This is a genomic window from Streptococcus oralis, assembly GCF_023109155.1.
Lineage (GTDB): Bacteria > Bacillota > Bacilli > Lactobacillales > Streptococcaceae > Streptococcus > Streptococcus oralis_BZ.
Genome location: NZ_JALDUA010000002.1, coordinates 438,139 through 463,504, shown reverse-complemented (window position 1 = coordinate 463,504; position 25,366 = coordinate 438,139). Strand labels below are relative to the sequence as shown.

The 25,366-nt window shown below is 43.0% G+C and carries 26 protein-coding genes; 24 read left to right on the top strand and 2 right to left on the bottom strand.

Features of this window, described 5'->3' with window-relative positions; translation table 11 throughout:
• Positions 1-33: 33 nt before the first annotated feature.
• The 15 genes from hemW to M1F63_RS06210 all read left to right on the top strand — a co-directional run bounded on the left by hemW (position 34) and on the right by M1F63_RS06210 (position 12,369).
• Positions 34-1,164: a radical SAM family heme chaperone HemW gene (gene hemW, locus M1F63_RS06280; RefSeq protein WP_070534567.1), complete on the top strand. Its 1,131-nt coding sequence runs from the start codon at positions 34-36 to the stop codon at positions 1,162-1,164.
• Positions 1,165-1,168: 4 nt separating this feature from the next.
• Positions 1,169-1,906, top strand: coding sequence for an acyl-[acyl-carrier-protein] thioesterase (locus M1F63_RS06275; protein ID WP_070800189.1), 738 nt, complete (start codon positions 1,169-1,171; stop codon positions 1,904-1,906).
• Positions 1,907-1,916: 10 nt separating this feature from the next.
• Entirely contained in the window at positions 1,917-2,690 is a 774-nt protein-coding gene (locus M1F63_RS06270) for a TIGR01457 family HAD-type hydrolase (protein ID WP_070534572.1), read from the top strand.
• Complete coding sequence (locus M1F63_RS06265) at positions 2,680-3,297, top strand: TIGR01906 family membrane protein (protein WP_049500826.1); 618 nt, start codon at positions 2,680-2,682, stop codon at positions 3,295-3,297. The genes M1F63_RS06270 and M1F63_RS06265 overlap by 11 nt, the downstream gene beginning before the upstream one ends.
• 220 nt (positions 3,298-3,517) lie before the next feature.
• Positions 3,518-3,919 carry a Spx/MgsR family RNA polymerase-binding regulatory protein gene (locus tag M1F63_RS06260; protein ID WP_000631261.1) on the top strand — a complete coding sequence of 134 codons (402 nt, stop codon included), beginning with the start codon at positions 3,518-3,520 and terminating at the stop codon, positions 3,917-3,919.
• Positions 3,920-4,198, top strand: a complete 279-nt coding sequence (locus M1F63_RS06255) for a UPF0223 family protein (protein ID WP_001041959.1) — start codon at positions 3,920-3,922, stop codon at positions 4,196-4,198.
• The gene (locus M1F63_RS06250; RefSeq protein ID WP_125389301.1) at positions 4,188-4,961 is read left to right on the top strand and encodes an inositol monophosphatase family protein; all 774 of its coding nucleotides are present in this window, start codon (positions 4,188-4,190) and stop codon (positions 4,959-4,961) included. Before M1F63_RS06255 ends, M1F63_RS06250 begins: the two co-directional genes overlap by 11 nt.
• Positions 4,962-6,266, top strand: coding sequence for an RsmF rRNA methyltransferase first C-terminal domain-containing protein (locus tag M1F63_RS06245; protein ID WP_247940985.1), 1,305 nt, complete (start codon positions 4,962-4,964; stop codon positions 6,264-6,266).
• A 210-nt stretch (positions 6,267-6,476) separates the two neighbouring features.
• Positions 6,477-7,355 carry a phosphate ABC transporter substrate-binding protein PstS gene (locus tag M1F63_RS06240; RefSeq protein WP_247940984.1) on the top strand — a complete coding sequence of 293 codons (879 nt, stop codon included), beginning with the start codon at positions 6,477-6,479 and terminating at the stop codon, positions 7,353-7,355.
• Positions 7,355-8,272 carry a phosphate ABC transporter permease subunit PstC gene (pstC, locus tag M1F63_RS06235; RefSeq protein WP_001070951.1) on the top strand — a complete coding sequence of 306 codons (918 nt, stop codon included), beginning with the start codon at positions 7,355-7,357 and terminating at the stop codon, positions 8,270-8,272. The genes M1F63_RS06240 and pstC overlap by 1 nt, the downstream gene beginning before the upstream one ends.
• Positions 8,262-9,146, top strand: a complete 885-nt coding sequence (pstA, locus tag M1F63_RS06230; RefSeq protein WP_000543050.1) for a phosphate ABC transporter permease PstA — start codon at positions 8,262-8,264, stop codon at positions 9,144-9,146. The genes pstC and pstA overlap by 11 nt, the downstream gene beginning before the upstream one ends.
• A gap of 10 nt (positions 9,147-9,156) precedes the next feature.
• On the top strand, positions 9,157-9,960 hold the full coding sequence (gene pstB, locus M1F63_RS06225) for a phosphate ABC transporter ATP-binding protein PstB (RefSeq protein WP_247940983.1): 804 nt from the start codon (positions 9,157-9,159) through the stop codon (positions 9,958-9,960).
• A gap of 12 nt (positions 9,961-9,972) precedes the next feature.
• Positions 9,973-10,731 (top strand): phosphate ABC transporter ATP-binding protein PstB, encoded by a 759-nt coding sequence (pstB, locus tag M1F63_RS06220; RefSeq protein WP_001287329.1) that lies wholly within the window; start codon positions 9,973-9,975, stop codon positions 10,729-10,731.
• Between the two features lie 11 nt (positions 10,732-10,742).
• Entirely contained in the window at positions 10,743-11,396 is a 654-nt protein-coding gene (gene phoU / locus M1F63_RS06215) for a phosphate signaling complex protein PhoU (RefSeq protein ID WP_000946468.1), read from the top strand.
• 157 nt (positions 11,397-11,553) lie between these two features.
• Positions 11,554-12,369 carry an ABC transporter substrate-binding protein gene (locus tag M1F63_RS06210; RefSeq protein ID WP_025171553.1) on the top strand — a complete coding sequence of 272 codons (816 nt, stop codon included), beginning with the start codon at positions 11,554-11,556 and terminating at the stop codon, positions 12,367-12,369.
• Positions 12,370-12,388: 19 nt separating this feature from the next.
• On the opposite strand, the gene M1F63_RS06205 is transcribed toward M1F63_RS06210, so the two are convergent.
• Positions 12,389-13,660, bottom strand: coding sequence for an aminotransferase-like domain-containing protein (locus M1F63_RS06205; RefSeq protein WP_247940982.1), 1,272 nt, complete (start codon positions 13,658-13,660; stop codon positions 12,389-12,391).
• Positions 13,661-13,805: 145 nt separating this feature from the next.
• Here M1F63_RS06205 and budA point away from each other — a divergent pair, with 145 nt between their 5' ends.
• The 9 genes from budA (at position 13,806) to alaS (ending at position 23,640) form a co-directional block, all read left to right on the top strand.
• Entirely contained in the window at positions 13,806-14,537 is a 732-nt protein-coding gene (gene budA, locus M1F63_RS06200) for an acetolactate decarboxylase (protein ID WP_000375405.1), read from the top strand.
• Between the two features lie 9 nt (positions 14,538-14,546).
• A complete protein-coding gene (locus M1F63_RS06195; RefSeq protein ID WP_247940981.1) occupies positions 14,547-15,299 on the top strand; it encodes a YhfC family intramembrane metalloprotease in 753 nt (250 codons plus the stop codon).
• Positions 15,300-15,410: 111 nt separating this feature from the next.
• Complete coding sequence (gene murB / locus M1F63_RS06190; protein ID WP_061406829.1) at positions 15,411-16,316, top strand: UDP-N-acetylmuramate dehydrogenase; 906 nt, start codon at positions 15,411-15,413, stop codon at positions 16,314-16,316.
• Between the two features lie 159 nt (positions 16,317-16,475).
• Entirely contained in the window at positions 16,476-17,633 is a 1,158-nt protein-coding gene (locus M1F63_RS06185; protein ID WP_000742901.1) for an ABC transporter ATP-binding protein, read from the top strand.
• Entirely contained in the window at positions 17,614-18,420 is an 807-nt protein-coding gene (locus M1F63_RS06180; RefSeq protein ID WP_000754120.1) for an ABC transporter permease, read from the top strand. Before M1F63_RS06185 ends, M1F63_RS06180 begins: the two co-directional genes overlap by 20 nt.
• Entirely contained in the window at positions 18,417-19,190 is a 774-nt protein-coding gene (locus tag M1F63_RS06175) for an ABC transporter permease (protein WP_247940980.1), read from the top strand. The genes M1F63_RS06180 and M1F63_RS06175 overlap by 4 nt, the downstream gene beginning before the upstream one ends.
• Positions 19,187-20,257 (top strand): ABC transporter substrate-binding protein, encoded by a 1,071-nt coding sequence (locus M1F63_RS06170; protein WP_000737937.1) that lies wholly within the window; start codon positions 19,187-19,189, stop codon positions 20,255-20,257. Before M1F63_RS06175 ends, M1F63_RS06170 begins: the two co-directional genes overlap by 4 nt.
• Positions 20,258-20,514: 257 nt before the next feature.
• Positions 20,515-21,000, top strand: coding sequence for an LURP-one-related/scramblase family protein (locus tag M1F63_RS06165; RefSeq protein ID WP_000847079.1), 486 nt, complete (start codon positions 20,515-20,517; stop codon positions 20,998-21,000).
• Between the two features lie 21 nt (positions 21,001-21,021).
• Positions 21,022-23,640 carry an alanine--tRNA ligase gene (gene alaS / locus M1F63_RS06160; RefSeq protein WP_247940979.1) on the top strand — a complete coding sequence of 873 codons (2,619 nt, stop codon included), beginning with the start codon at positions 21,022-21,024 and terminating at the stop codon, positions 23,638-23,640.
• Between the two features lie 86 nt (positions 23,641-23,726).
• Here alaS and M1F63_RS06155 read toward each other — a convergent pair whose 3' ends face one another.
• Positions 23,727-25,175, bottom strand: coding sequence for an alpha-amylase (locus tag M1F63_RS06155; protein WP_247940978.1), 1,449 nt, complete (start codon positions 25,173-25,175; stop codon positions 23,727-23,729).
• Between the last annotated feature and the right edge of the window lie 191 nt (positions 25,176-25,366).

The following is a 25,366-nucleotide window of genomic DNA, read 5'->3' as shown; positions in this document are numbered from 1 at the left end:
CTGCAAGCCTGTCTTTGTGGTATAATAAATACTATGCAGAAAAAACCAACGTCCGCCTACGTGCATATTCCATTTTGCACACAGATTTGTTATTATTGCGACTTTTCAAAAGTATTTATCAAGAATCAACCAGTAGATAGTTACCTGGAGCATCTGCTAGAAGAGTTTCATTCTTATGATATCCAAAAGTTGCGAACTCTCTACATTGGAGGTGGGACGCCAACGGCTTTGTCAGCTCCGCAATTAGAAGTGCTCCTGGATGGCTTGACTAAAAATCTAGACTTGTCTGTCTTGGAAGAGTTGACGATTGAAGCAAACCCAGGAGACTTGGACGCGGATAAGATTGCGGTTTTGAAACAGTCGCCAGTCAATCGTGTTTCCTTGGGTGTGCAGACTTTTGATGATAAAATGCTGAAAAAGATCGGGCGTAGTCACTTGGAGAAGGATATTTATGAAAATATCGACCGCCTCAAACTGGTCGGTTTTGACAATATTTCCATCGATTTGATTTACGCTCTACCTGGTCAAACTATGGATCAGGTCAAGGAAAATATGGCTAAGGCTATCTCGCTTGATATTCCTCATATGAGTCTTTATAGCTTGATTTTGGAAAATCATACGGTCTTTATGAACCGCATGCGACGAGGGAAGTTGCCCCTACCCAAGGAGGAACTGGAAGCGGAGATGTTTGAGTACATCATCGCAGAACTGGAGCGATCTGGTTTTGAGCATTATGAGATTTCCAATTTCTCCAAGCCAGGCTTTGAAAGTCGCCACAATCTCATGTACTGGGACAATGCCGAGTATTATGGTATCGGTGCGGGTGCTTCGGGTTATGTGAACGGGGTGCGTTATAAAAACCACGGTCCTATCCGCCACTATCTCAATGCGGTAGAGGCAGGAAATGCTCGGATTACAGAAGAACACCTGAGTCAAAGGGAGCAGATGGAAGAAGAAATGTTCCTAGGTCTCCGGAAAAAATCCGGGGTTTCCATGGCGCGATTTGAGGAGAAATTTGGACGGTCCTTTGATAGACTTTATGGCGAGATCATCAGAGACTTGGTTCAACAAGGACTTATGCAGATAGACGGTGATCGTGTCCGAATGACAAAGAGAGGTCTCTTCTTGGGAGACACTGTAGCAGAACGATTTATTTTGGAGTAGAACAATGGGCTTAACTTATCAAATGAAAATGAAAATTCCTTTTGATATGGCGGACATGAACGGTCATATCAAACTTCCAGATGTGATTTTGCTCTCCTTGCAGGTATCAGGTGTGCAGTCGATTGAACTGGGAGTTAGCGACAAGGACGTGTTGGAGCGCTACAATCTAGTCTGGATTATTACAGACTATGCGATTGACGTGGTTCGCTTGCCTCGCTTTGCTGAGGAGATTACGATTGAAACAGAAGCATTGACTTACAATCGTCTTTTTTGCTACCGCCGTTTCACTATCTATGATGAAGCAGGTAAAGAAATCATTCGCATGGTAGCAACCTTTGTTCTCATGGACAGGGACAGTCGGAAAGTTCATGCTGTCGAACCGGAGATTGTTGCGCCTTACCAGTCTGAATTTGATAAAAAACTCATCCGCGGGCCAAAATATGCAAATCTAGAAGATCCGATCAGTAAAGACTACCATGTTCGTTTTTACGACTTGGATATGAATGGTCATGTTAATAACAGTAAATACCTGGATTGGATTTTTGAGGTTATGGGAGCAGATTTTTTGACCAAGTATATTCCAAAGAAAATCAATCTCAAATATGTCAAAGAAGTGCGACCGGGTGGCATGATTGCTTCAGCTTATGAACTCAAGGGACTAGAAAGCAAGCATGAGATTATCAGTGATGGCGAGATTAATGCCCAAGCTATGATTACTTGGCAAGAAATTGAAGGCAATTAGAAAGGACGATATGACTTATAAAGGTTATTTAATTGATTTAGATGGAACCATTTACAAGGGGAAAGACCGAATTCCGACAGGAGAGGCTTTTGTCCATGAGTTACAAAAAAGAGAAATTCCCTACCTCTTTGTGACCAACAATACAACCCGAACTCCTGAGAGTGTTCAAGAGATGTTGGCTAAGAATTTTAATATCAACACGCCTTTATCAACTGTCTACACGGCAACCTTGGCAACCATCGACTATATGAATGACTTGGAATTGGAAAAGACAGTCTATGTCATCGGAGAAGCAGGACTCAAGGATGCTATCCAGGCTGCAGGTTATGCGGAAGACAAGGAAAATCCTGCCTATGTGGTCGTTGGACTGGACTGGCAAGTTGACTATGAAAAATTTGCCACAGCAACCCTAGCTATCCAAAAGGGTGCTCACTTTATCGGAACCAATCCAGACCTCAATATCCCGACGGAACGTGGTCTTTTGCCTGGTGCTGGTTCACTAATTACACTTCTTGAGGTAGCAACACGGGTCAAACCAGTTTATATCGGGAAACCAAATGCGATTATCATGGACAAGGCAGTTGAGCACTTGGGCTTGAAAAGAGAAGAATTGCTCATGGTCGGGGATAACTACCTGACAGATATCCGAGCAGGAATTGACAATGGCATTCCAACTCTCTTGGTGACGACAGGTTTTACCAAGGCAGAAGAAGTGGCTGACCTACCAATTGCACCAACTCATGTGGTGTCTAGCCTTGCGGAGTGGAATTTTGATGAAAACTAAACTAACCTTTTGGGGAAGTATGCTCTTTCTCCTCTCCCTGTCTATCCTACTGACGATTTATCTGGCATGGGTTTTCTATCCCATGGAGATTCAGTGGCTGAACTTAGAGGATCGAGTCTATCTAAAGCCAGAAACCATTCAGTACAATTTTCATATCTTGATGAATTACCTGACTAATCCCTTTAGTCAGGTCTTAGAGATGCCAGATTTTCGTTCATCAGCGGCAGGTCTACATCACTTTGCGGTGGTGAAGAATCTCTTCCACTTGGTTCAGCTAGTTGCCCTAGTGACACTTCCAAGTTTCTATTTCTTTGTTAGAAAGATTGTAAAAAAAGGCTTTTTGCCCCTATATCGTAAAAGTATCCTAGCTCTAGTACTATTGCCTCTAATCATTGGCCTTGTAGGAGTGTTGATTGGTTTTGAGCAATTCTTTACTCTTTTCCATCAGATTCTCTTTGTGGGAGACGATACCTGGCTTTTTGATCCAGCAAAGGATCCCGTTATTTGGATTTTGCCAGAGACTTTCTTCCTCCATGCCTTTTTACTTTTCTTTGCTTTGTATGAAGGAATGTTTGGTTTCCTTTTTGTTAAAGCTTCAAGGAAATAGTGGAAAAAGTTCTGTATTTTTAATAAAAAACGAGAGAAGTTGCTCTACTCCCTATTTATTATTAGGTTATCCTAAAGATAAACTTGCAAAGCAGGAGATTTTTGCAGAAAACAGTCTATTTTCTATGAAAAAATAGGCTTTTTTTCTAAAAATACCTAGTCAAGCGCTTTATTTTTTTGTATAATAGAAATAGCAAGTATAGATAAAAGAAGAGAAAAGCATGATTACACTATTTTTATCACCGAGTTGTACATCATGTCGTAAGGCAAAGGCTTGGTTAGAGACGCATAAAGTGCCCTTTCAAGAGCATAATATTATGACTAGTCCTTTAACAAGAAAAGAATTACAACATATTCTTTCCTTGACCGAAAATGGTACTGATGACATCATTTCAACTCGTTCAAAAATTTTTCAAAAATTGGATATTGATGTAGAGAGTATCTCGGTATCGGAGTTGCTTCAGTTGATTGAGCAATATCCTAGTCTTTTGCGTCGCCCAATTATTATAGATACCAAACGCATGCAGATCGGTTTTAATGAAGATGAGATTCGTGCTTTTCTCCCTCGTAGTTACCGTAAACAAGAATTGAAAGAAGCAACATTGAGGGCTGGTATAGGATAGATGAACAAACAGTATAGTTACCCACTAGATTTGTCGTGGAGCACTGAAGAACTTGCTTCAGTGCTTTCTTTTTTTAATGATGTTGAAGCTGCTTATGAAGATAAGGTAGAAGCAAAAAAACTGTTAGATTCCTATAAGGAATTTAAGTCTGTTGTCCCGAGCAAAAGTGAAGAAAAGCGCCTAGGTCGCGAATTTGAGACGGCTAGCGGTTATTCCTTCTATCATGCAGTTCAATTAGCAAAAGAAAAAAGAGAAGGGAAGATTTCTCTTGGAAACTAAATTTGAATTTGCCAAACAGATTGTTCAGGAAGCTGCTGCCTATATTTTGGCTCACATGAAAGAAGATTTGCAGGTTGAGCGCAAGTCTTCCCCTACAGACTTGGTGACGCGTTTGGACAAGGAGGTCCAGGAACTCTTGGTTGATCGGATCAAGTCCACTTATCCTGAGGATTTGATTTGCGCGGAAGAGGGCTGTTTACGTGCTGCAGTCGGTCAAGGTTCCGTTTGGGTGATTGATCCCATTGACGGTACCAATAACTTTGTCGCCCAGCAGGAAGATTTTGCCGTGATGTTGGCTTATTTTGAGGATGGTGTGGGCGAATTTGGCATCATCTATGATGTCATGAAAGGTGATTGTTACCATGGTGGTGGTGCCTTTTCTCCTTGTCGCAATAATAAGCCCTTACCGCCTTTTAAAAAGAAACCTCTTCAAGAATTTTTAGTTGCCGGTAACTCAGGTATGTTTGAAAGCAATGAGTGGGGCTTGGCAGATTTGGGTCGAGCAGCGTTGGGTGTCCGTGTCTACGGCAGTGCGGCCATTAGTTTTGCCAAGGTTTTATCAGGTCGTCTTCTGACTTATATTACCTATCTGCAGCCATGGGATTACGCTGCGGCCAGTATCTTAGGGAAAAGTCTGGGTTATCGCCTTCTTACGGTATCGGGTGAGCCCGCTGATTTTAAAACGCGTCAGCCTGTCATGATGGTGCCAATCGAGATGCAAGAAGAGATTCAGTCTTATATCTACGAAAGGAAAGAGAACTAAATGCAATTTCCAGAAGGATTTGTTGAAAAATATGAAATGATACTAGAAGATGAGGCAAGAGACTTTCTTGCCTCTTTTAAACAAGAAGCAGTTTCGGCTTTTCGGGTCAATCCCTTAAAAGAAAGTCAGTTATCGTTTGCTGATGCTATTCCAAATACACTTTGGGGACATTATGGCAAGGTCTCAGGGAAGTCACCAGAGCATGTGACAGGTCTTGTTTATTCGCAAGAGCCTGCAGCCCAAATGGTGGCCCAGGTAGCTCAACCAAGACCTGACATGAAGGTCTTGGACTTGGCGGCAGCACCAGGGGGAAAATCCACTCAACTAGCAGCTTATCTGGCTAATCAAGGAGTCCTTGTCTCCAACGAAATTTCAAGCAAGCGTGCTAAGATTTTAGTGGAAAATATGGAGCGATTTGGAGCGACAAACGTTGTTGTGACTAATGAATCTGCTGACCGCTTGGCCAAGGTTTTTAAAGGTTACTTTGATGTGATTGTCCTTGATGCCCCTTGCTCGGGTGAAGGCATGTTTCGTAAGCAGCCAGATGCCATGGATTATTGGAGTACTGATTATCCTAGTCAATGCGCTAGTCTCCAAAGGGAAATTTTAGAAGATGCAGTGACCATGCTTGCTGAAGGTGGTCGTTTGGTCTATTCGACCTGTACTTGGGCACCAGAGGAAAATGAAGAAATCGTCCACTGGTTGCTGGATACTTATGAATTTGAATTGCTTCCAGTTGAGCATGTGAATGGTATGGTAGCAGGAATTGATCTTCCTGAAACGGCGCGGATGTATCCTCATCATTTCAAGGGAGAAGGCCAGTTTGTTGCCCACTTGCAGTTTAAGGGAGAAAATCCAGCACCTAAATTCAAGGCTAGCAAGAGCAATCTCAGTCGTGAACAACTGGATTTGTGGCAAGAATTTGCCCAAAAACACTTGCGGGACAATCTAACTGGTATCTTGCAAACTTTTGGAGATCAGCTCTATCTCCTGTCAGAGATGCTACCTGATCTAGGAAAACTCAAAATTGCCCGAAATGGACTTCATCTGGGGACTTTTAAAAAGAAACGCTTTGAACCAAGCTTTGCTCTGGGATTAGCCTTGAAACCAAGCCAATTAAAACAAAGTGTTGAAATCAATGATGAGGACTTTGTAAAATATGTGGCTGGTGAGACTGTTCAATTGTCTGAAGCTCGACCAAATGGCTGGTACCAAGTTGTGGTTCAAGGAAACGGACTAGGCTTTGCCAAGGTAACGGGAAATGTTTTGAAAAATTATTATCCAAAAGGGCTCAGATTCAGGTGAAAAAGCTAGTCAAAGAGCCTATTCTATGTTATAGTGGAAGTATGAGTTTTTTCTGATAGTCTTTCATTATTACTTATATTATACGATGGAATTGTCCGCTCCTAAGAATGATTAGATAAAATAAAGTGGGACAATCATTGATGATAATTGGATGATCAGGACAAACGGAAGAAATCAGAACATTTATCATTATGTTCAAGGAGAATAACAGTGAAAAAAAGAAAAAAGCTTGTCATGTCTCTTGCAGCTCTTTTGATGGCAGGTTCTCTAGCAGGATGTGCTAGCTGGATTGATCGTGGAGAATCCATGACAGCCGTTGGTTCAACAGCTCTTCAGCCTCTTGTCGAAGCGGCAGCAGATGAATTCGGTTCTAGAAACATCGGAAAAACAGTTAATGTTCAAGGTGGTGGATCGGGTACAGGACTATCTCAAGTCCAGTCTGGAGCAGTTGACATCGGGAACTCTGACGTCTTTGCAGAGGAAAAAGAAGGAATCGATGCTTCAGCTCTGGTAGACCACAAGGTTGCAGTGGCTGGTCTTGCAGTGATTATAAACAAGGAAGTGGATGTTGAAAATCTCACAACCGAGCAACTTCGCAAAATCTTTACAGGTGAAGTGACCAACTGGAAAGAAGTTGGGGGCAAAGACCTGGCCATTTCAATCATCAACCGAGCAGCAAGTTCTGGTTCAAGAGCGACGTTTGATACGGTCGTTATGAATGGCCAAGCGGCAATGCAGAGCCAAGAACAGGATTCTAACGGGATGGTCAAGTCCATTGTATCCCAAACGCCTGGAGCCATTTCTTATCTAGCCTTTGCCTATGTAGATGACTCCGTGAAAAGTATGAAACTGAATGGGTATGAACCTACATCTGAAAATGTAACGACCAACAACTGGCCTTTGTGGTCTTATGAACATATGTACACACTTGGTCAGCCAAATGAGTTAGCTGCTGAATTCCTGAATTTCGTCCTCTCAGATGAAGCCCAAAATGGAATTGTTAAGGGCATGGGCTATATCTCTATCAATGAAATGAAAGTCCAAAAGGATGCTTCAGGTACAGTTACAGTAGTAGAAGGAGGTCAATAATGAATCAAGAAGAATTATCTAAAAAATTACTCTCTCCTTCAAAGAACTCTCGCCTTGAGAAGTTTGGTAAAGGTTTGACCTTCACCTGCCTTTCTTTGATTGTCATCATTGTGGCCATGATTTTGATTTTTGTAGCCCAAAAAGGCTTATCTACCTTCTTTGTCAATGGGGTCAACATCTTTGATTTCCTCTTTGGACAAACTTGGAATCCTTCAGGGAAACAATTTGGTGCCCTTCCGATGATTTTGGGCTCCTTTATTGTGACGATTTTATCAGCCCTCATCGCAACACCCTTTGCTATCGGTGCTGCAGTCTTTATGACAGAAGTATCACCAAAGGGTGCAAAAATCTTGCAACCAGCCATTGAACTTCTCGTCGGGATTCCTTCAGTCGTCTATGGATTTATCGGTTTGCAAGTTGTGGTGCCTTTTGTCCGTAGCGTCTTTGGTGGAACTGGTTTTGGGATCTTGTCAGGGATTTTCGTTCTCTTTGTCATGATCCTACCAACTGTAACCTTTATGACAACAGACAGCTTGCGTGCTGTTCCTCGTCATTACCGTGAAGCCAGTTTAGCTATGGGAGCCACTCGTTGGCAAACCATCTGGCGTGTGACCTTGAAAGCGGCACGTTCAGGTATTTTCACTGCAGTGGTCTTTGGGATGGCGCGTGCCTTCGGTGAAGCCCTTGCTATTCAGATGGTAGTCGGAAACTCAGCAGTTATCCCAACCTCGTTAACAACACCAGCTGCGACCTTGACATCTGTACTGACTATGGGTATCGGAAATACCGTCATGGGAACGGTTGATAATAACGTTCTCTGGTCACTGGCCTTAGTCTTGCTCTTGATGAGTTTGGCCTTTAACAGTGTGATTAAATTGATTACGAAAGAAAGAGGAAAGAAAAACTATGCACGCTAAGAAATTAGATAAACTTGCAACAGCTGTCCTCTATACCATCGCGGGTATCATCGTTGCCATCTTGGCATCCTTGATTCTCTATATCTTGGTGAGAGGGTTACCGCATATCTCTTGGTCTTTCTTGACAGGGAAATCCTCCTCTTATCAAGCAGGTGGGGGTATAGGGATTCAGCTCTACAATTCCTTCTTCCTTTTGGTCATTACCTTGATCATTTCTGTTCCCCTGTCTATGGGAGCTGGCGTTTTCCTCGCTGAGTATGCCAAAAAAGGACCTGTGACCAATTTTATTCGTACCTGCATTGAGATTTTGTCTTCTCTACCATCAGTCGTTGTGGGTCTCTTTGGTTACTTGATCTTTGTAGTCCAGTTTGAGTATGGATTTTCAATCATTTCAGGTGCCTTGGCCTTGACGGTCTTTAACCTCCCTCAGATGACTCGAAATGTTGAGGACAGTTTAAAACACGTTCACCATACGCAACGTGAGGCTGGTTTGGCTCTTGGAATTTCTCGTTGGGAGACTGTAGTCCATGTCGTCATTCCAGAAGCCCTTCCAGGTATTGTAACGGGTGTTGTCTTGGCATCTGGCCGTATCTTTGGTGAGGCCGCCGCTCTTATCTATACGGCAGGACAATCCGCTCCAGCTCTTGACTGGTCTAACTGGAATATCCTCAGTGTTACCAGTCCCATCTCAATCTTCCGTCAAGCAGAAACCTTGGCTGTCCACATTTGGAAGGTCAACAGTGAAGGAACCATTCCTGATGCTACCATCGTATCTGCTGGTTCTGCCGCCGTGCTCCTCATCTTTATCTTGATTTTTAACTTTGGAGCTCGCAAACTCGGAAGCTATTTACACAAGAAATTAACCGCTGCCTAAAGGAGAAGCCATGTCAAAATATAACTGGGATGAAAAGCATATCATCACTTTCCCTGAAGAAAAAGTGGCCCTCTCTACTAAGGATTTACATGTTTACTATGGTAAAAATGAATCCATCAAGGGCATCGATATGCAATTTGAAAAAAATAAAATTACAGCCTTGATTGGTCCTTCTGGATCAGGAAAATCTACCTATCTTCGCAGTCTCAATCGGATGAATGATACCATTGATATTGCCAAGGTCACAGGTCAAATCCTCTACCGAGGGATTGACGTCAACCGTCCAGAAATCAATGTCTATGAGATGCGCAAGCATATCGGAATGGTCTTCCAACGTCCAAATCCATTTGCCAAGTCTATTTACCGCAACATCACTTTTGCTCATGAACGTGCAGGTGTTAAGGATAAGAAAGTACTTGATGAAATTGTAGAAACCTCTTTAAGACAGGCTGCCCTTTGGGACCAGGTCAAAGACGACCTCCACAAATCAGCCTTGATGCTTTCTGGAGGTCAGCAGCAACGTCTCTGTATCGCTCGCGCCATCTCTGTCAAGCCAGATATCCTCTTGATGGATGAACCGGCGTCAGCCTTGGATCCGATTGCGACAGCCCAACTGGAAGAAACCATGTTCGAATTGAAGAAGGACTTTACCATCATCATCGTTACCCACAGTATGCAACAGGCTGCGCGTGCAAGTGACTACACAGGATTTTTCTACTTGGGTGATTTGATTGAGTATGATAAGACATCTAATATTTTCCAAAATGCTAAGTTACAGTCAACCAATGACTATGTAACGGGACACTTTGGTTAGAAAGGAAACGGTATGTCAGAAGCGATTTTACAGGTGTCAGACCTGTCCGTTTATTACAATAAAAAGAAGGCCTTGAATAGTGTTTCCCTTTCTTTCCAACCTAAGGAAATAACAGCCTTGATTGGTCCTTCTGGATCAGGAAAGTCTACCCTGCTCAAAGCCATCAACCGCATGGGCGATCTAAATCCTGAGGTGACAACCACTGGATCAGTAGTCTATAATGGTCACAATATCTATAGTCCCCGCACCGATACGGTTGAATTGCGTAAGGAAATCGGTATGGTCTTTCAACAGCCTAATCCTTTCCCTATGTCTATCTACGAAAATGTTGTCTATGGTCTACGTATCAATGGGGTTAAGGATAAGCAAGTTCTTGATGAAGCAGTAGAAAAGGCCTTGCAACGTGCTTCTATCTGGGATGAAGTAAAGGATCGTTTGCATGATTCGGCCATTGGTCTCTCAGGTGGACAACAACAACGTGTCTGTGTTGCTCGTGTCTTAGCAACCAGTCCGAAAATTATCCTCTTAGATGAACCAACTTCAGCTTTGGATCCTATTTCTGCAGGTAAGATTGAGGAAACCTTGTATGGTCTGAAAGATAAATACACCATGCTCTTGGTAACGCGTTCGATGCAACAAGCCTCACGTATCTCTGATAAAACAGGATTTTTCCTAGATGGGGATTTGATCGAGTTTAACGATACGAAGAAGATGTTCCTAGACCCACAAAACAAGGAAACAGAAGATTATATTACAGGAAAATTTGGATAAGGAGTTGAATGATGTTACGATCTCAATTTGAAGAAGATTTGGAGAAATTGCATAACCAGTTCTATGCCATGGGACAAGAAGTGCTCTCGCAGATCAATCGTACAGTGCGTGCCTTTGTTACGCATGACCGTGATTTGGCAAAAGAAGTCATCGAAGACGATGCAGAAGTAAATGAATACGAAGTGAAGTTGGAAAAGAAATCATTTGAAATGATTGCCCTCCAACAACCTGTTTCGCAAGACCTTCGTACCGTCTTGACCGTTCTCAAGGCAGTGTCAGACGTGGAACGCATGGGAGATCATGCAGTGTCTATCGCTGAGGCGACCATTCGTATGAAGGGGGAGCAACGTATCCCTTCTGTTGAAGAAGAAATTAAAAAGATGGGACGCGACGTGAAAAACTTCGTTGAAGCAGCTCTAGATCTCTATCTCAACGGTTCTGTGGATCAAGCCTACGAAGTAGCGGCGATGGATGAAAAAATCAACCATTACTTTGATAGCATCCGTGATTTGGCTACAGAAGAAATTAAGAAAAATCCTGAAGCTATCGTTACAGGCCGTGATTACTTCCAGGTCATTTCTTTCTTGGAACGTATCGGAGACTACGCAAAAAATATCTGTGAATGGGTTGTTTACTTTGAAACGGGTAAGATTGTCGAACTATAAGAAACGGTTTAAATATACAGAAGAAAAGGCTGATTAGAATAAATCAGTCTTCTTTTTTATGAAAAGAATTGTTTTACAATCAAAATCTCTAAAAGGGTTGACAACTATTTTTAAAAGAGTTATAATTATTCAGAATTAACAGAAAGGTCGTTTATTTATGAAATTTAAGAAATGGATATTAGTTGTGTGTAGCATGCTTGCCAGCATGGTTTTGGTAGCTTGCCAGTCAGGAACGGGTAGTTCTCAGTCTGCTGTGGACGCTATTAAACAAAAAGGAAAGCTAGTCGTTGCGACCAGTCCAGACTATGCACCGTTTGAATTCCAAGCCTTGGTAGATGGTAAAAACCAAGTGGTTGGTGCAGATATTGATATGGCTCAAGCAATTGCAGACGAGCTTGGGGTTAAACTTGAAATCTCTAGTATGAGTTTTGACAATGTCTTGACTAGCCTTCAAACTGGAAAGGCTGACTTAGCCATAGCAGGAATTAGTGCTACAGATGAGAGAAAGGAAGTCTTTGACTTTTCTATCCCTTACTATGAAAACAAAATGAGCTTCTTGGTTAGAAAAGCCGATTTAGACAAATACAAGGATCTTTCAAGCCTCGCAAGTGCAAATATCGCAGCTCAAAAGGGAACTGTGCCAGAAACCATGGTCAAGGAACAATTGCCAAATGCCCAATTGACATCCTTGACCAATATGGGGGAAGCCGTCAATGAGTTGCAGGCTGGAAAAGTGGATGCTGTTCATATGGATGAACCAGTTGCTCTTAGCTACGCAGGTAAAAACTCAGACCTTGTCGTTGCATCTGTTAACTTGACGATGAAAGATGGCGAAGCCAATGCCGTTGCTATCAAGAAGGATCAATCAGACTTGAAAGCGGTAGTAGATAAGGTTATCCAAAAACTGAAAGATGACGGAACCTATCAAAACTATCTTGAAAAAGCAGCGAAACTAACGGAAGTTGAACAATAAGAAAAAGCAGAGTTGGACTTTAATCCAATTCTGCTTTTATGTATTCTAATAGCTCTTCTAGATTTTCAAGAGTGACTTTGGCGAACTGATAAGGACAGGCATCCAAATAAGCCTTCTCAAAAAAGTCTAGTTTGAGTGAGCTGTGTTTCAAACTGGCAATCTTAGGATAGTGTCTCAAATCAAGCAGAAGGCCATCGTGTAGAGGATAGTGGGGCAAGGGACAGGTGTTTTCTTCAAGCACTTTCTTTATCTGAGCCTGATAGTTCTCTTGAAGGCTCAGTCGAGCCAGTCGGTTTTTTTCAAATAACTGGCTATCGATATAAAGAGAAAGAGCCTTTTGCATGATGAGATTGCTGTCATAGTCTAGGATATTTTTGTAGGAAACAAAGGCCTCTTTTAGGGCATTTGGGAGAATGAGAGCGGTAATACGAAGGGCTGGAAAGAGACTAGTTGAGAAGGACTTGATATAAACGACCCGATCCTCAGTATCCAGATAGTGGAAGGTTTGGCCCTTTCTAGAATCTAAGTCCCCTAAATAGTCATCCTCTACGATGTAAACACCATACTGGTTTGCTAGATCCAAAATAGCCCTTTTTTCCTGATCAGAATAGGAATGACCAAGAGGATAGTGGAAGCGAGGAATAGTGTAGAAAAACTTGATCTTCCTAGATTTGAATTGTTTTTCCAGTTCTTCCATGTTGATGCCATCGATTCGGCGTTCAATGGTCTGGTAGGCCAACCCTTGAGCGACCAAGAGGCGATTCATCCGGTGGTAGGTCGGCTGTTCGACCAAAATCTCAGTTCCCTCGCTTGGAAAGTTAATCTGAGAAAGGATAAAGAGAGCTTGCTGGGTGCCAGAAGTTAGAACCAGTTGATCGGGTTTACAGTAGAGGGCTTGGTCAAAGAGAAGTTGATGGACAGATTGTCTGAGTTCCTCAAGGCCTTCTTGGTTGTCATAGTAGTTGAAGAGGTAGTTTTCTCGGCCTATCAGGGTTTCGTTGACGCAGAGTCGGAAGTCGTCATAGGCACTGGCATGTTCGTCAGTGACTTCGATTTCCAAGTCCTGATGCTGTCCTTGTTCTAGAACATAGTAGCCACTTTGGGGTTTGGCATAGAGGTATTGTTCATGGCGTAATTCCAGCAGGGCTCGTTGGATAGTGTCCTTGCTACAGTGGAAGTCTTGGCTCAGTTGACGGATAGAGGGAAGTCGGCTACCTGTTGGGAATTTTCCTGATTCGATCCCCTTTTTTAGAAAGGAAACGACTGCTTGGTATTTACTTTCTTTCTTCATTCCAGACCTCCGTTGATTTTGTTACATTGTACCTTTTTTTTACCTCCTTTGCAATGGGAAAAGCATTTCTCCCTTTCACAACTAGGAGCAAATGTGGTATACTTAGAAAGTATGATGATTCATTGAAAAGAAGATAAGAAAGAGAATGGATAGAAAAGTGCAGGAACCGGTAAAATTATTTCAATACAATACTCTAGGTGCCCTAATGGCAGGTCTCTATGGTGGAACCATGACAGTGGGAGAATTGCTGGAACATGGTGACCTTGGTTTGGGAACCCTTGATTCGATTGATGGGGAGTTAATTGTCCTTGATGGCAAGGCTTATCAAGCCAAGGGATCTGGTCAAACGCCTGAAATCGTTGAGGTAGCAGCGGATGCTCTTATTCCCTATGCAGCAGTGGTCCCTCATCAGGCAGAAGTGATTTTTCGTCAGCGCTTTGAGATGACGGACAAGGAATTGGAAAAGCGAATTGAGTCCTACTATGATGGGGAAAATCTTTTTCGTTCCATCAAAATTCATGGCGAATTTTCACAAATGCACGTACGGATGATTCCTAAATCCACTCCTGATACCAAGTTTGCTGATGTCGCGACTCACCAACCTGAATATAGCCGTGAAAATGTATCGGGAACTATTGTTGGATTTTGGACACCGGAGATTTTCCACGGAGTGAGTGTTGCAGGCTACCATTTGCATTTTATCTCAGATGATTTGACCTTTGGTGGGCATGTGATGGACTTTGTTATCAAAGAAGGAATGATCGAGGTTGGGGCAGTCGACCAGTTGGACCAACGTTTTCCAGTCCAAGATCGCCAGTATTTATTTGCCAAATTTAACGTTGACGAGATGAAGAAAGATATTGATAAGTCAGAATAGGAGAAAAAGATGACAGTACATATTATCCTTACCATGATCGCTTTGGTTCTCATTCTAGTAAGTGGAACTTGGTATGCCAAAAAACGGTTTAAAATCTCTCTTGCAGTGATGGGCTTGGGGGCAATCGCATTTTTTGTTTCTTCTCAAGTGTTAGAGAAGATGGTTCACCTTCTGATACTTCATCCGCAAAAAGATGGAACCATTCCGCTTATGCAGGAGCATCCTTTTTTATACGTCCTTTATGGGATTGCCATGGCGGCTCTCTTTGAGGAAACAGCTCGTCTTGTCTTTTTTAAATGGTTGGAGAAAAAGAAAAAGCTAGAAGATCGAGATGCTTTGTCCTATGGTTTAGGTCATGGGGGCTTGGAGATGCTCTATCTCGGAATGGGAAGCTTGATCAGTCTTTTGATTCTCTTTTCACTCATCCAGTCTTCAAATACTGATGTAGCCAATCTTCTTCCAAAGTCTACACTCGAAACGGTCCAGTCTCTTTCTGTATGGCAGGTTTATTTACTAGGAGTTGAGCGTGTTCTTGCCTTGGTTCTCCAAATCGGTCTTTCCATCTGGGTTTATCAAAGTATCCGTCAAAAGAAATGGATCTACCTCCTTGCTGCCTATGGTTTGCATGCCTTGTTTGACTTGGCTCCAGCCTTATCTCAAGTGGGATGGATTGCGAATCCGCTTCTAGTTGAGTTTGTTCTTCTCGTAGAACTTTTAGTCTTTATCTGGCTGACAAAATCTACATTTTGGAAAAAATCATAAAAAGAGGGGGGACCTCTTTTTTTATGTAAAGATAAAACAAGCTCTTTTTATGGTCGTCAAATGTCTCTAAAAATGGTATAATGGAATGAATTTTGAAAAAGGAAGATTGACATGTCAGTAAAAGAAAAAATGCTTGAAATCCTAGAAGGAATCGATATTCGTTTTAAGGAACCTTTGAAGACCTATACCTATACCAAGGTTGGAGGTCGAGCAGATTATCTAGTTTTGCCACGCAATCGCTATGAGATGGCCCGTGTTGTCCAATTTGCCAATCAAGAGAATATTCCCTGGATGGTGCTAGGAAATGCTAGTAATATCATTGTTCGTGAAGGTGGAATCCGTGGTTTTGTCATCTTGTGCGATAAGCTTAATAACGTTTCAGTTGATGGCTATACCATCGAAGCAGAAGCAGGAGCGAACTTGATCGAAACAACACGAATTGCTCTTCGTCATAGTTTGACTGGTTTCGAGTTTGCTTGTGGGATTCCTGGAAGCATCGGTGGAGCTGTCTTTATGAATGCGGGTGCCTATGGAGGAGAGATTGCCCATATCTTGCAGTCTTGTCAAATTTTGACTAAGGAAGGGGAAATCGAGACCTTATCTGCCAAGGATTTGGCTTTTGGTTACCGTCATTCAGCTATTCAGGATTCTGGGGCTGTTGTTTTGTCAGCTAAATTTGCCCTATCTCCAGGGAATCATCAGGTTATCAAGCAAGAAATGGACCGCTTGACGCACCTACGTGAACTTAAACAACCTTTAGAGTACCCATCTTGTGGTTCAGTCTTTAAGCGTCCAGTTGGGCATTTTGCAGGTCAGTTGATCTCAGAGGCTGGCCTGAAGGGCTATCGAATCGGTGGTGTGGAAGTATCTGAAAAGCATGCCGGTTTTATGATCAATGTTGCTGACGGAACGGCCAAAGACTATGAAGACTTGATCCAATCTGTTATCGAAAAAGTCAAGGAACACTCAGGTGTTACTCTTGAAAGAGAAGTCCGAATCTTGGGTGAGAAGGAATAAGGTTGGGGTTGAAAAATTGCTGCTATAACCATTGTAAAGGGGGTGAAAGCCTATCGTTAGTGAAGATGTATGTAGGCAGTTTAATCTCCTACACGAGGTAGTAGTGGCCTAACAGAGCCCTAATCTGTTAATTTATGAAAAAGAAGGAATTTATGACAATTGAAAAAACCAATTATTGAATTCAAAAACGTCTCTAAAGTTTTTGAAGACAGCAACACCAAGGTTCTCAAAGACATTAACTTTGAGTTGGAAGAAGGGAAATTTTACACTCTTTTGGGCGCATCTGGTTCAGGAAAATCAACCATTCTAAATATCATTGCAGGTTTACTGGATGCGACGACAGGGGATATTTTACTGGATGGGGTGCGAATCAACGATATCCCAACTAATAAACGAGATGTCCATACCGTTTTCCAATCCTATGCCTTGTTTCCACATATGAATGTGTTTGAAAATGTTGCCTTTCCACTCCGCTTGCGTAAAATCGACAAGAAAGAAATCGAACAACGCGTAGCGGAAGTTCTCAAGATGGTTCAGTTGGAAGGTTATGAGAAGCGTTCCATTCGTAAACTCTCTGGAGGACAACGTCAGCGTGTGGCCATTGCCCGTGCCATTATCAACCAGCCCCGTGTGGTCTTGTTGGATGAGCCCTTGTCAGCGCTGGACTTGAAATTGCGAACGGACATGCAGTACGAACTGCGTGAACTGCAGCAACGATTGGGGATTACCTTTGTCTTTGTCACTCACGATCAGGAAGAAGCCCTCGCCATGAGTGACTGGATTTTCGTCATGAATGATGGCGAGATTGTTCAGTCTGGAACGCCTGTCGATATCTATGATGAGCCGATCAACCACTTTGTTGCTACCTTTATCGGTGAGTCAAATATCTTGCCAGGAACCATGATTGAAGACTACTTGGTCGAGTTTAACGGCAAACGCTTTGAAGCGGTTGATGGAGGGATGAAGCCAAATGAGCCTGTTGAGGTCGTTATTCGTCCAGAGGACTTGCGCATTACCCTTCCTGAAGAAGGCAAGCTCCAAGTTAAAGTTGACACCCAGCTTTTCCGTGGGGTTCACTACGAGATTATTGCCTATGACGAACTTGGAAATGAATGGATGATCCACTCGACTCGTAAGGCCATTGTGGGTGAGGAAATCGGTCTGGACTTTGAACCAGAAGATATCCACATCATGCGTCTCAACGAAACCGAAGAAGAGTTCGATGCTCGTATCGAAGAATACGTAGAAATCGAAGAGCAAGAAGCAGGTCTGATTAACGCGATCGAGGAGGAAAGAGATGAAGAAAACAACCTCTAAACTCTTTGTAGTACCCTACATGCTTTGGATTGCCCTCTTTGTTCTCGCACCCTTGGTCCTGATTTTTGGACAATCCTTTTTCAACATTGAAGGGCAGTTTAGTTTAGAAAACTATAAATCCTACTTTGCGTCACAAAACTTGACCTATCTCAAAATGAGCTTCAACTCTGTGCTTTATGCAGGGATTGTGACCATGGTGACGCTTCTCATCAGCTATCCAACAGCCCTCTTTTTGACTCGTCTTAAGCACCGTCAGCTCTGGCTCATGCTGATTATTCTGCCAACCTGGATCAATCTGCTCCTTAAGGCCTATGCCTTTATCGGGATTTTTGGTCAAAATGGCTCTATTAACCAATTTTTGGAATTTATCGGAATCGGTTCACAGCAGTTGCTCTTTACCGATTTCTCCTTTATCTTTGTCGCAAGCTACATCGAGCTTCCCTTTATGATTTTGCCGATTTTCAATGTCTTGGATGATATGGATAACAATCTCATCAATGCTAGCTATGACCTCGGTGCGACCAAGTGGGAAACTTTCCGCCATGTCATCTTCCCCCTTTCTATGAACGGAGTGAGAAGTGGTGTTCAGTCTGTCTTTATCCCAAGTTTGAGTCTCTTCATGCTGACACGTTTGATTGGTGGGAACCGCGTTATCACGCTGGGAACGGCTATTGAGCAGAACTTTCTAACCAATGACAACTATGGAATGGGTTCTACCATCGGTGTGATCCTCATCCTGACCATGTTCATCACCATGTGGGTGACCAAGGAAAGGAGAGAACGATGAAAAGATTTGCCAATCTCTACCTAGCCTTTGTCTTTATCATCCTTTATTTGCCAATTTTTTACTTGATTGGCTATGCATTTAATGCTGGCGATGATATGAACAGCTTTACAGGCTTTAGCTTGAGCCATTTTAAAACCATGTTTGGTGATGGTCGCCTCATGTTGATCCTCACCCAAACCTTTTTCTTGGCCTTTCTAGCTGCCTTGATTGCGACCATTATCGGGACTTTCGGTGCTATCTATATCTACCAGTCTCGTAAGAAATACCAAGAAGCCTTTCTATCACTCAATAATATCCTCATGGTTGCGCCTGACGTTATGATTGGTGCTAGCTTCTTGATTCTTTTTACCCAGCTTAAGTTTTCACTTGGCTTTTTGACGGTTCTATCTAGTCACGTGGCCTTTTCCATCCCTATCGTGGTCTTGATGGTCTTGCCTCGTCTTAAGGAGATGAATGATGACATGATTCATGCGGCCTATGACTTGGGTGCCAGCCAGTTTCAGATGTTTAAGGAAATCATGCTACCGTACCTGACTCCGTCTATCATTGCAGGTTATTTCATGGCCTTCACCTATTCTCTAGATGACTTTGCCGTGACCTTCTTTGTCACAGGGAATGGCTTTTCGACTCTATCAGTCGAGATTTATTCTCGTGCTCGTAAGGGGATTTCTCTAGAAATCAATGCCCTGTCTGCCCTTGTCTTTCTCTTTAGTATTATCCTAGTTGTTGGCTATTACTTTATCTCACGTGAGAAGGAGGAGCAAGCATGAAAAAACTCTATTCATTTTTAGCAGGAATTGCAGCAATTATCCTTGTCTTGTGGGGGATTGCGACTCATTTAGATAGTAAAATCAATAGCCGAGATAGTCAAAAATTGGTTATCTACAACTGGGGGGACTATATCGATCCAGAACTCTTGGAGAAATTCACGGAAGAAACAGGAATCCAAGTCCAGTACGAGACCTTTGACTCCAATGAAGCCATGTATACCAAGATCAAGCAGGGTGGAACGACCTATGATATTGCTATTCCGAGTGAGTACATGATTAATAAGATGAAGGACGAAGACCTCTTGGTTCCGCTTGATTATTCAAAAATTGAAGGAATCGAAAATATCGGACCTGAGTTCCTCAACCAGTCTTTTGACCCGGGCAACAAATTCTCCATCCCATACTTCTGGGGGACCTTGGGAATTGTTTACAATGAAACCATGATAGATGAGGCGCCTGAGCATTGGGATGACCTCTGGAAACCAGAATACAAGGATTCCATCATGCTCTTTGATGGGGCGCGTGAGGTTCTGGGACTCGGGCTTAACTCGCTCGGTTACAGTCTCAACTCCAAGGATCCTCAACAGTTGGAAGAGACAGTGGATAAGCTCTACAAACTGACTCCAAATATCAAGGCCATTGTGGCGGACGAGATGAAGGGTTACATGATTCAGAACAACGCTGCTATCGGTGTGACTTTCTCTGGGGAAGCCAGCCAGATGTTGGAGAAAAATCCTAACCTCAAGTATGTCGTTCCGACTGAGGCCAGCAATCTCTGGTTTGACAACATGGTCATTCCAAAAACTGTGAAAAACCAAGATGCAGCCTATGCCTTTATCAACTTTATGTTGAAACCCGAAAATGCTCTGAAAAATGCGGAGTATGTAGGTTACTCAACACCAAACCTACCAGCTAAGGAAATGCTCCCAGAGGAGACTCGTGAGGACAAATCCTTCTATCCAGACGCTGATACCATGAAACACCTGGAAGTTTATGAGAAATTTGACCATAAATGGACAGGAAAATATAGCGACCTCTTCCTACAGTTTAAAATGTATCGGAAGTAGGAGATATGCTTTCTTGTCAGCTTTCCTAGTTGACGCAGAACCCAAAAAACGATATAATAAAAAAGTTGAGAATTGATTTTCTGTCATCTTAGTCCAGAGAAATGGCGGTGCTGCGAGCCATCTAAGCTAGGAAGTCATGCTACTCAATCAGACAATTGCATAAGAATAAGAGAATGACAAGTTCATTGAATGAAGGTGGTACCGCGGTTTTTCGCCCTTCGTGATATGAGCTTGTCTTTTGATTTTTGGAGGTGTTTATGAAGACATTTCTCGTGAAACAAAAGTTTCGTCTTGGGGGCGAACGCTTTGATATCAAGGATGACAGAGGAGTAGTGAACTATCAGGTGGAAGGCTCTTTCTTCCAAATTCCTAAGACCTTTACCATCTATGACGCCTATGGTGAGCAAATCAGTGAGATTAGTAAAGAATTTTTCACCTTGCTTCCTCGCTTTACTATCCAGTTACGAAACGGTTCCAATTTCGTCATTCGTAAGAAGTTGACCTTCTTTCGAGATAAGTATGAGTTTGACAATCTGGGGCTTCGTATCGAGGGCAATATCTGGGATTTGAATTTCAAATTGTTGGATGACCGCGACCAAGTGATTGCCGAGATTCGGAAAGAGATTTTCCATTTAACCTCGACTTACACCGTAACCGTCTATGAAGACTCTTATGCAGACCTGGTCATTTCCCTCTGTGTCGCGATTGACTATGTGGAGATGCTGGAAAGCCAATCAAATTAAACAAGTAAATAAGGAGATATTATGAAACAACTATCTAGTGCTCAAGTACGCCAAATGTGGCTAGATTTCTGGGCAAGCAAAGGCCACTCTGTCGAACCATCAGTCAGCTTGGTTCCAGTAAACGACCCAACTCTTTTGTGGATCAACTCAGGGGTTGCTACCCTTAAGAAATACTTTGACGGAACCATTATCCCTGAAAATCCACGTATCACCAATGCGCAAAAAGCTATCCGTACCAACGACATCGAAAATGTCGGAAAAACAGCTCGCCACCATACCATGTTTGAAATGTTGGGGAACTTCTCTATCGGGGATTACTTCCGTGATGAAGCTATCACTTGGGCTTATGAGCTTTTGACAAGCCCAGAATGGTTTGATTTTCCTGCTGAAAAACTCTACATGACCTACTATCCAGACGATAAAGATTCTTATAACCGCTGGATTGAAGTAGGAGTGGACCCAAGCCACTTGATCCCAATCGAAGACAACTTCTGGGAAATCGGTGCTGGACCTTCTGGACCTGATACAGAAATCTTCTTTGACCGTGGAGAAGCCTTTGATCCAGAAAACATCGGTATTCGTCTGCTTGCAGAGGATATCGAAAACGATCGTTACATCGAAATCTGGAACATCGTTTTGTCACAATTTAACGCCGATCCAGCTGTTCCTCGTAGTGAGTACAAGGAATTGCCACACAAGAATATTGATACGGGTGCTGGTTTGGAGCGTTTGGTGGCAGTTATCCAAGGGGCTAAGACAAACTTTGAAACGGACCTCTTCATGCCGATCATTCGTGAAGTTGAGAAATTGTCTGGTAGGGTTTATGACCAAGATGGCGACAACATGAGCTTCAAGGTCATCGCTGACCACATCCGTTCCCTTTCATTTGCCATCGGTGATGGTGCCCTTCCAGGAAATGAAGGTCGTGGTTATGTTCTTCGTCGTTTGCTCCGTCGCGCGTCTATGCACGGTCAAAAATTGGGTATCAACGAGCCTTTCCTTTATAAACTCGTTCCAACTGTTGGAAAAATCATGGAAAGCTACTACCCAGAAGTGCTTGAAAAACGTGACTTTATCGAGAAAATCGTGAAGAGCGAGGAAGAGTCATTTGCCCGTACTCTTCACTCAGGTCAACACTTTGCCCAAGGCATCGTAGCTGATTTGAAAGCGAAAGGTCAAAACGTTATCGCAGGGCAAGATGTCTTCAAACTCTACGATACATATGGATTCCCAGTTGAATTGACAGAAGAAATCGCTGAAGAAGCAGGGATGACTGTAGACCGTGAAGGTTTTGAAGCAGCCATGAAAGAACAGCAAGAACGTGCGCGTGCATCAGCTGTTAAGGGTGGCTCAATGGGTATGCAAAATGAAACCCTTCAAAACATTACAGTGGAAAGTGTCTTCAACTACAATGCCAGCCAATTGTCTTCTAAGTTGGTGGCTATCGTGGCTGACAATGCAGAAGTAGAAGCTGTTTCTGAAGGAACTGCCTCTCTTATCTTTGCAGAGACTCCATTCTACGCTGAAATGGGTGGACAGGTAGCTGACCACGGTCAAATCTTGGATGCTAAAGGAAATGTCGTAGCGAATGTGACGGATGTGCAAAAAGCACCAAACGGACAAGCTCTTCATACTGTTGAAGTTCTTGCACCACTTGCTTTGAACCAAGAATACACCTTGGCAATTGATACCAACCGTCGTCATCGTGTCATGAAGAACCACACAGCCACTCACTTGCTCCATGCGGCCCTTCACAATATCCTTGGTCACCATGCGACACAAGCAGGATCTCTGAACGAAGTCGAATTCCTTCGCTTTGACTTCACTCACTTCCAAGCTGTGACTCCTGAAGAGTTGCGCGCCATTGAACAGCAAGTTAATGAGAAAATTTGGGAAGCAATTGCTGTAGAAACTGTTGAGACAGATATTGACACGGCTAAAGAAATGGGAGCTATGGCCCTCTTTGGTGAGAAATACGGTAAGGAAGTTCGTGTTGTGACCATCGGTGACTACTCAGTGGAACTCTGTGGTGGTACCCACGTTGGCAATACTTCTGAAATCGGTCTCTTCAAGATTGTCAAAGAAGAAGGAATCGGTTCAGGTACCCGCCGTATCTTGGCAGTAACTGGTAAGGAAGCCTTTGAAGCTTATCGCGAACAAGAAGACGCTTTGAAAGCCGTCGCATCAACCTTGAAAGCCCCTCAACTCAAGGAAGTTCCTCATAAGGTTGAAGGGCTTCAAGAACAACTCCGTCAGCTTCAAAAAGAAAATGCAGAATTGAAAGAAAAAGCCGCAGCCGCAGCCGCAGGCGATGTCTTCAAGGATGTGATGGAAGTCAACGGTCACCGTTACATTGCAAGCCAAGTTTCTGTATCAGATGCAGGCGCCCTTCGTACCTTTGCGGATAACTGGAAACAAAAAGACTACTCTGATGTGCTTGTCCTAGTTGCAGCCATCGGTGACAAAGTCAACGTTCTTGTAGCTAGCAAGAGCAAAGACATCCACGCAGGTAATTTGGTAAAAGAATTGGCTCCAATCGTTGATGGACGTGGTGGTGGTAAACCAGACATGGCCATGGCAGGAGGAAGCAACCAAGCGAAAATTCAAGAACTCTTGGATGCAGTAGCAGGTAAATTGTAAGACAATAAAGATCTATCCATTTGGGTAGGTCTTTTTGCCTACTTAAAAAGCCAAATCCGCTTGGATTTGACTTGTAACTGATAGGTTTATTTTGTTGCCCAGACACTGACTGAACCCGCTGCTACTGGAAATTCTCCATACCCTTCAGCATTGATTGTCACTTGTGCTGGGTGATTTTCAAGGAGGTCAACAAAGGTTTGGTCAGCCCATTCTGGACCGACAAACATAGACTTGCTGTTTTCTTGGTCGTTTGAGATAAGGACTGCGAGCGGTGTTTGGTTTTCAGCACCTGCACGGACCCATCCAATACAGTTAGCATTGTCAAAGTAGTCTGTTTGCTCTCCATAGGCCAAGTCTTTTCGGATAGCTAGGAGACGGTCAAGAACTTCTCTGAAATCTTCTTGAGCATATTGCCCTGAAATGCCGTAATAATCTCCGTAAAAGACACATGGAAGCCCATCTTGACGTAATAGAATAAGGGCATAGGCTGCTGGCTTGAACCATTCTTCAACAGTAGACTCAAGGGCTTGTCCTCGTTGGGTATCATGATTGTCGACAAAGGTTACAGCCTTATCGGGTTTTAGTTCAACCAAGCTATCTGTGAAAATGTTACGAAGATCGTAACTTGCTCCAGCTTGACTGGCTTCAAAGAGATTCTGGTGGAGGCGAACATCGACAAGGTCAAAGCGTTCTTCTGTTTTTTCAAGATAGTCTAGGTTGGCTTCCTTGTCAGGGTTCCAAAATTCTCCAAAAACATAGAAATCGTCACCGTATTTTTCCTTCATATCACGAATGAAATTGCCCATAAAGAAGGAGTCGATGTGTTTAACGGCATCCAAGCGGAAACCAGCTACACCAGTCGTTTCCATGAACCAGTCAGCCCAGTCATAGATATTTTGGATGACTTCAGGGTGCTTAAAGTCCAGGTCGGCATACATGAGGTAGTCGTAGTTACCGTTTTCGTTATCGACCAATTCCTCGTTGGCCCAACCTTTATTGTCTCCTTGGATCAGGTAAATACCAGACTTACGGCGTTTGGCATCGTAGTCTGTACCTGTGAAGTGGTACCAGTGCCAGTGGAAGTCATTGTAGGTATCTTGGCGACCATCGAAAGTAAAGTGAGTCCAGCCATTGATAGTAAAGGGCTCGCTTAGTTGAACGGTACGATCCTCAGGGTCCACTTCAATAACCTGAAAGGCTTCCATATGATCGGCAGCAGCCTTGTGATTGAGCACCACATCGGCCATGGGTTGAATTCCCTGTGCTTTTAGGGCTTGAATGGCTTGAAGATAGTCTTCTTTAAACCCATACTTGGTACGGACAGTTCCTTTTTGGTGAAATTCGCCTAGGTCAAAAAGATCGTAAACACCATAGCCGACGTCTTTTTCGTTGGTTGCCTTGAAGGCAGGTGGCATCCAGACGTGGCTAATCCCCAGATGAGCTAGGTGTGAAGCATCTTCAGCCAGTCGCGTCCAGTGTTGGCCGTCGTGAGGCAGATACCATTCAAAGTATTGCATAAGTGTCTGATTTTGCATTGTTTTTCCTCTTGCTTATCAATGTTGTGTTTTATTCTACCATAAAGTTTAGAACTAGGCAAACGTTTGCGCAAGATTCTATACTCATTTCTGAAATTGTCTATTTTTAGCGAATAAAATCTCTATTTCCATCACAAGGGAGAGGATGTTTTGCTGAAAAAGTAAATGGCATATACTTATTTGAACAAAAA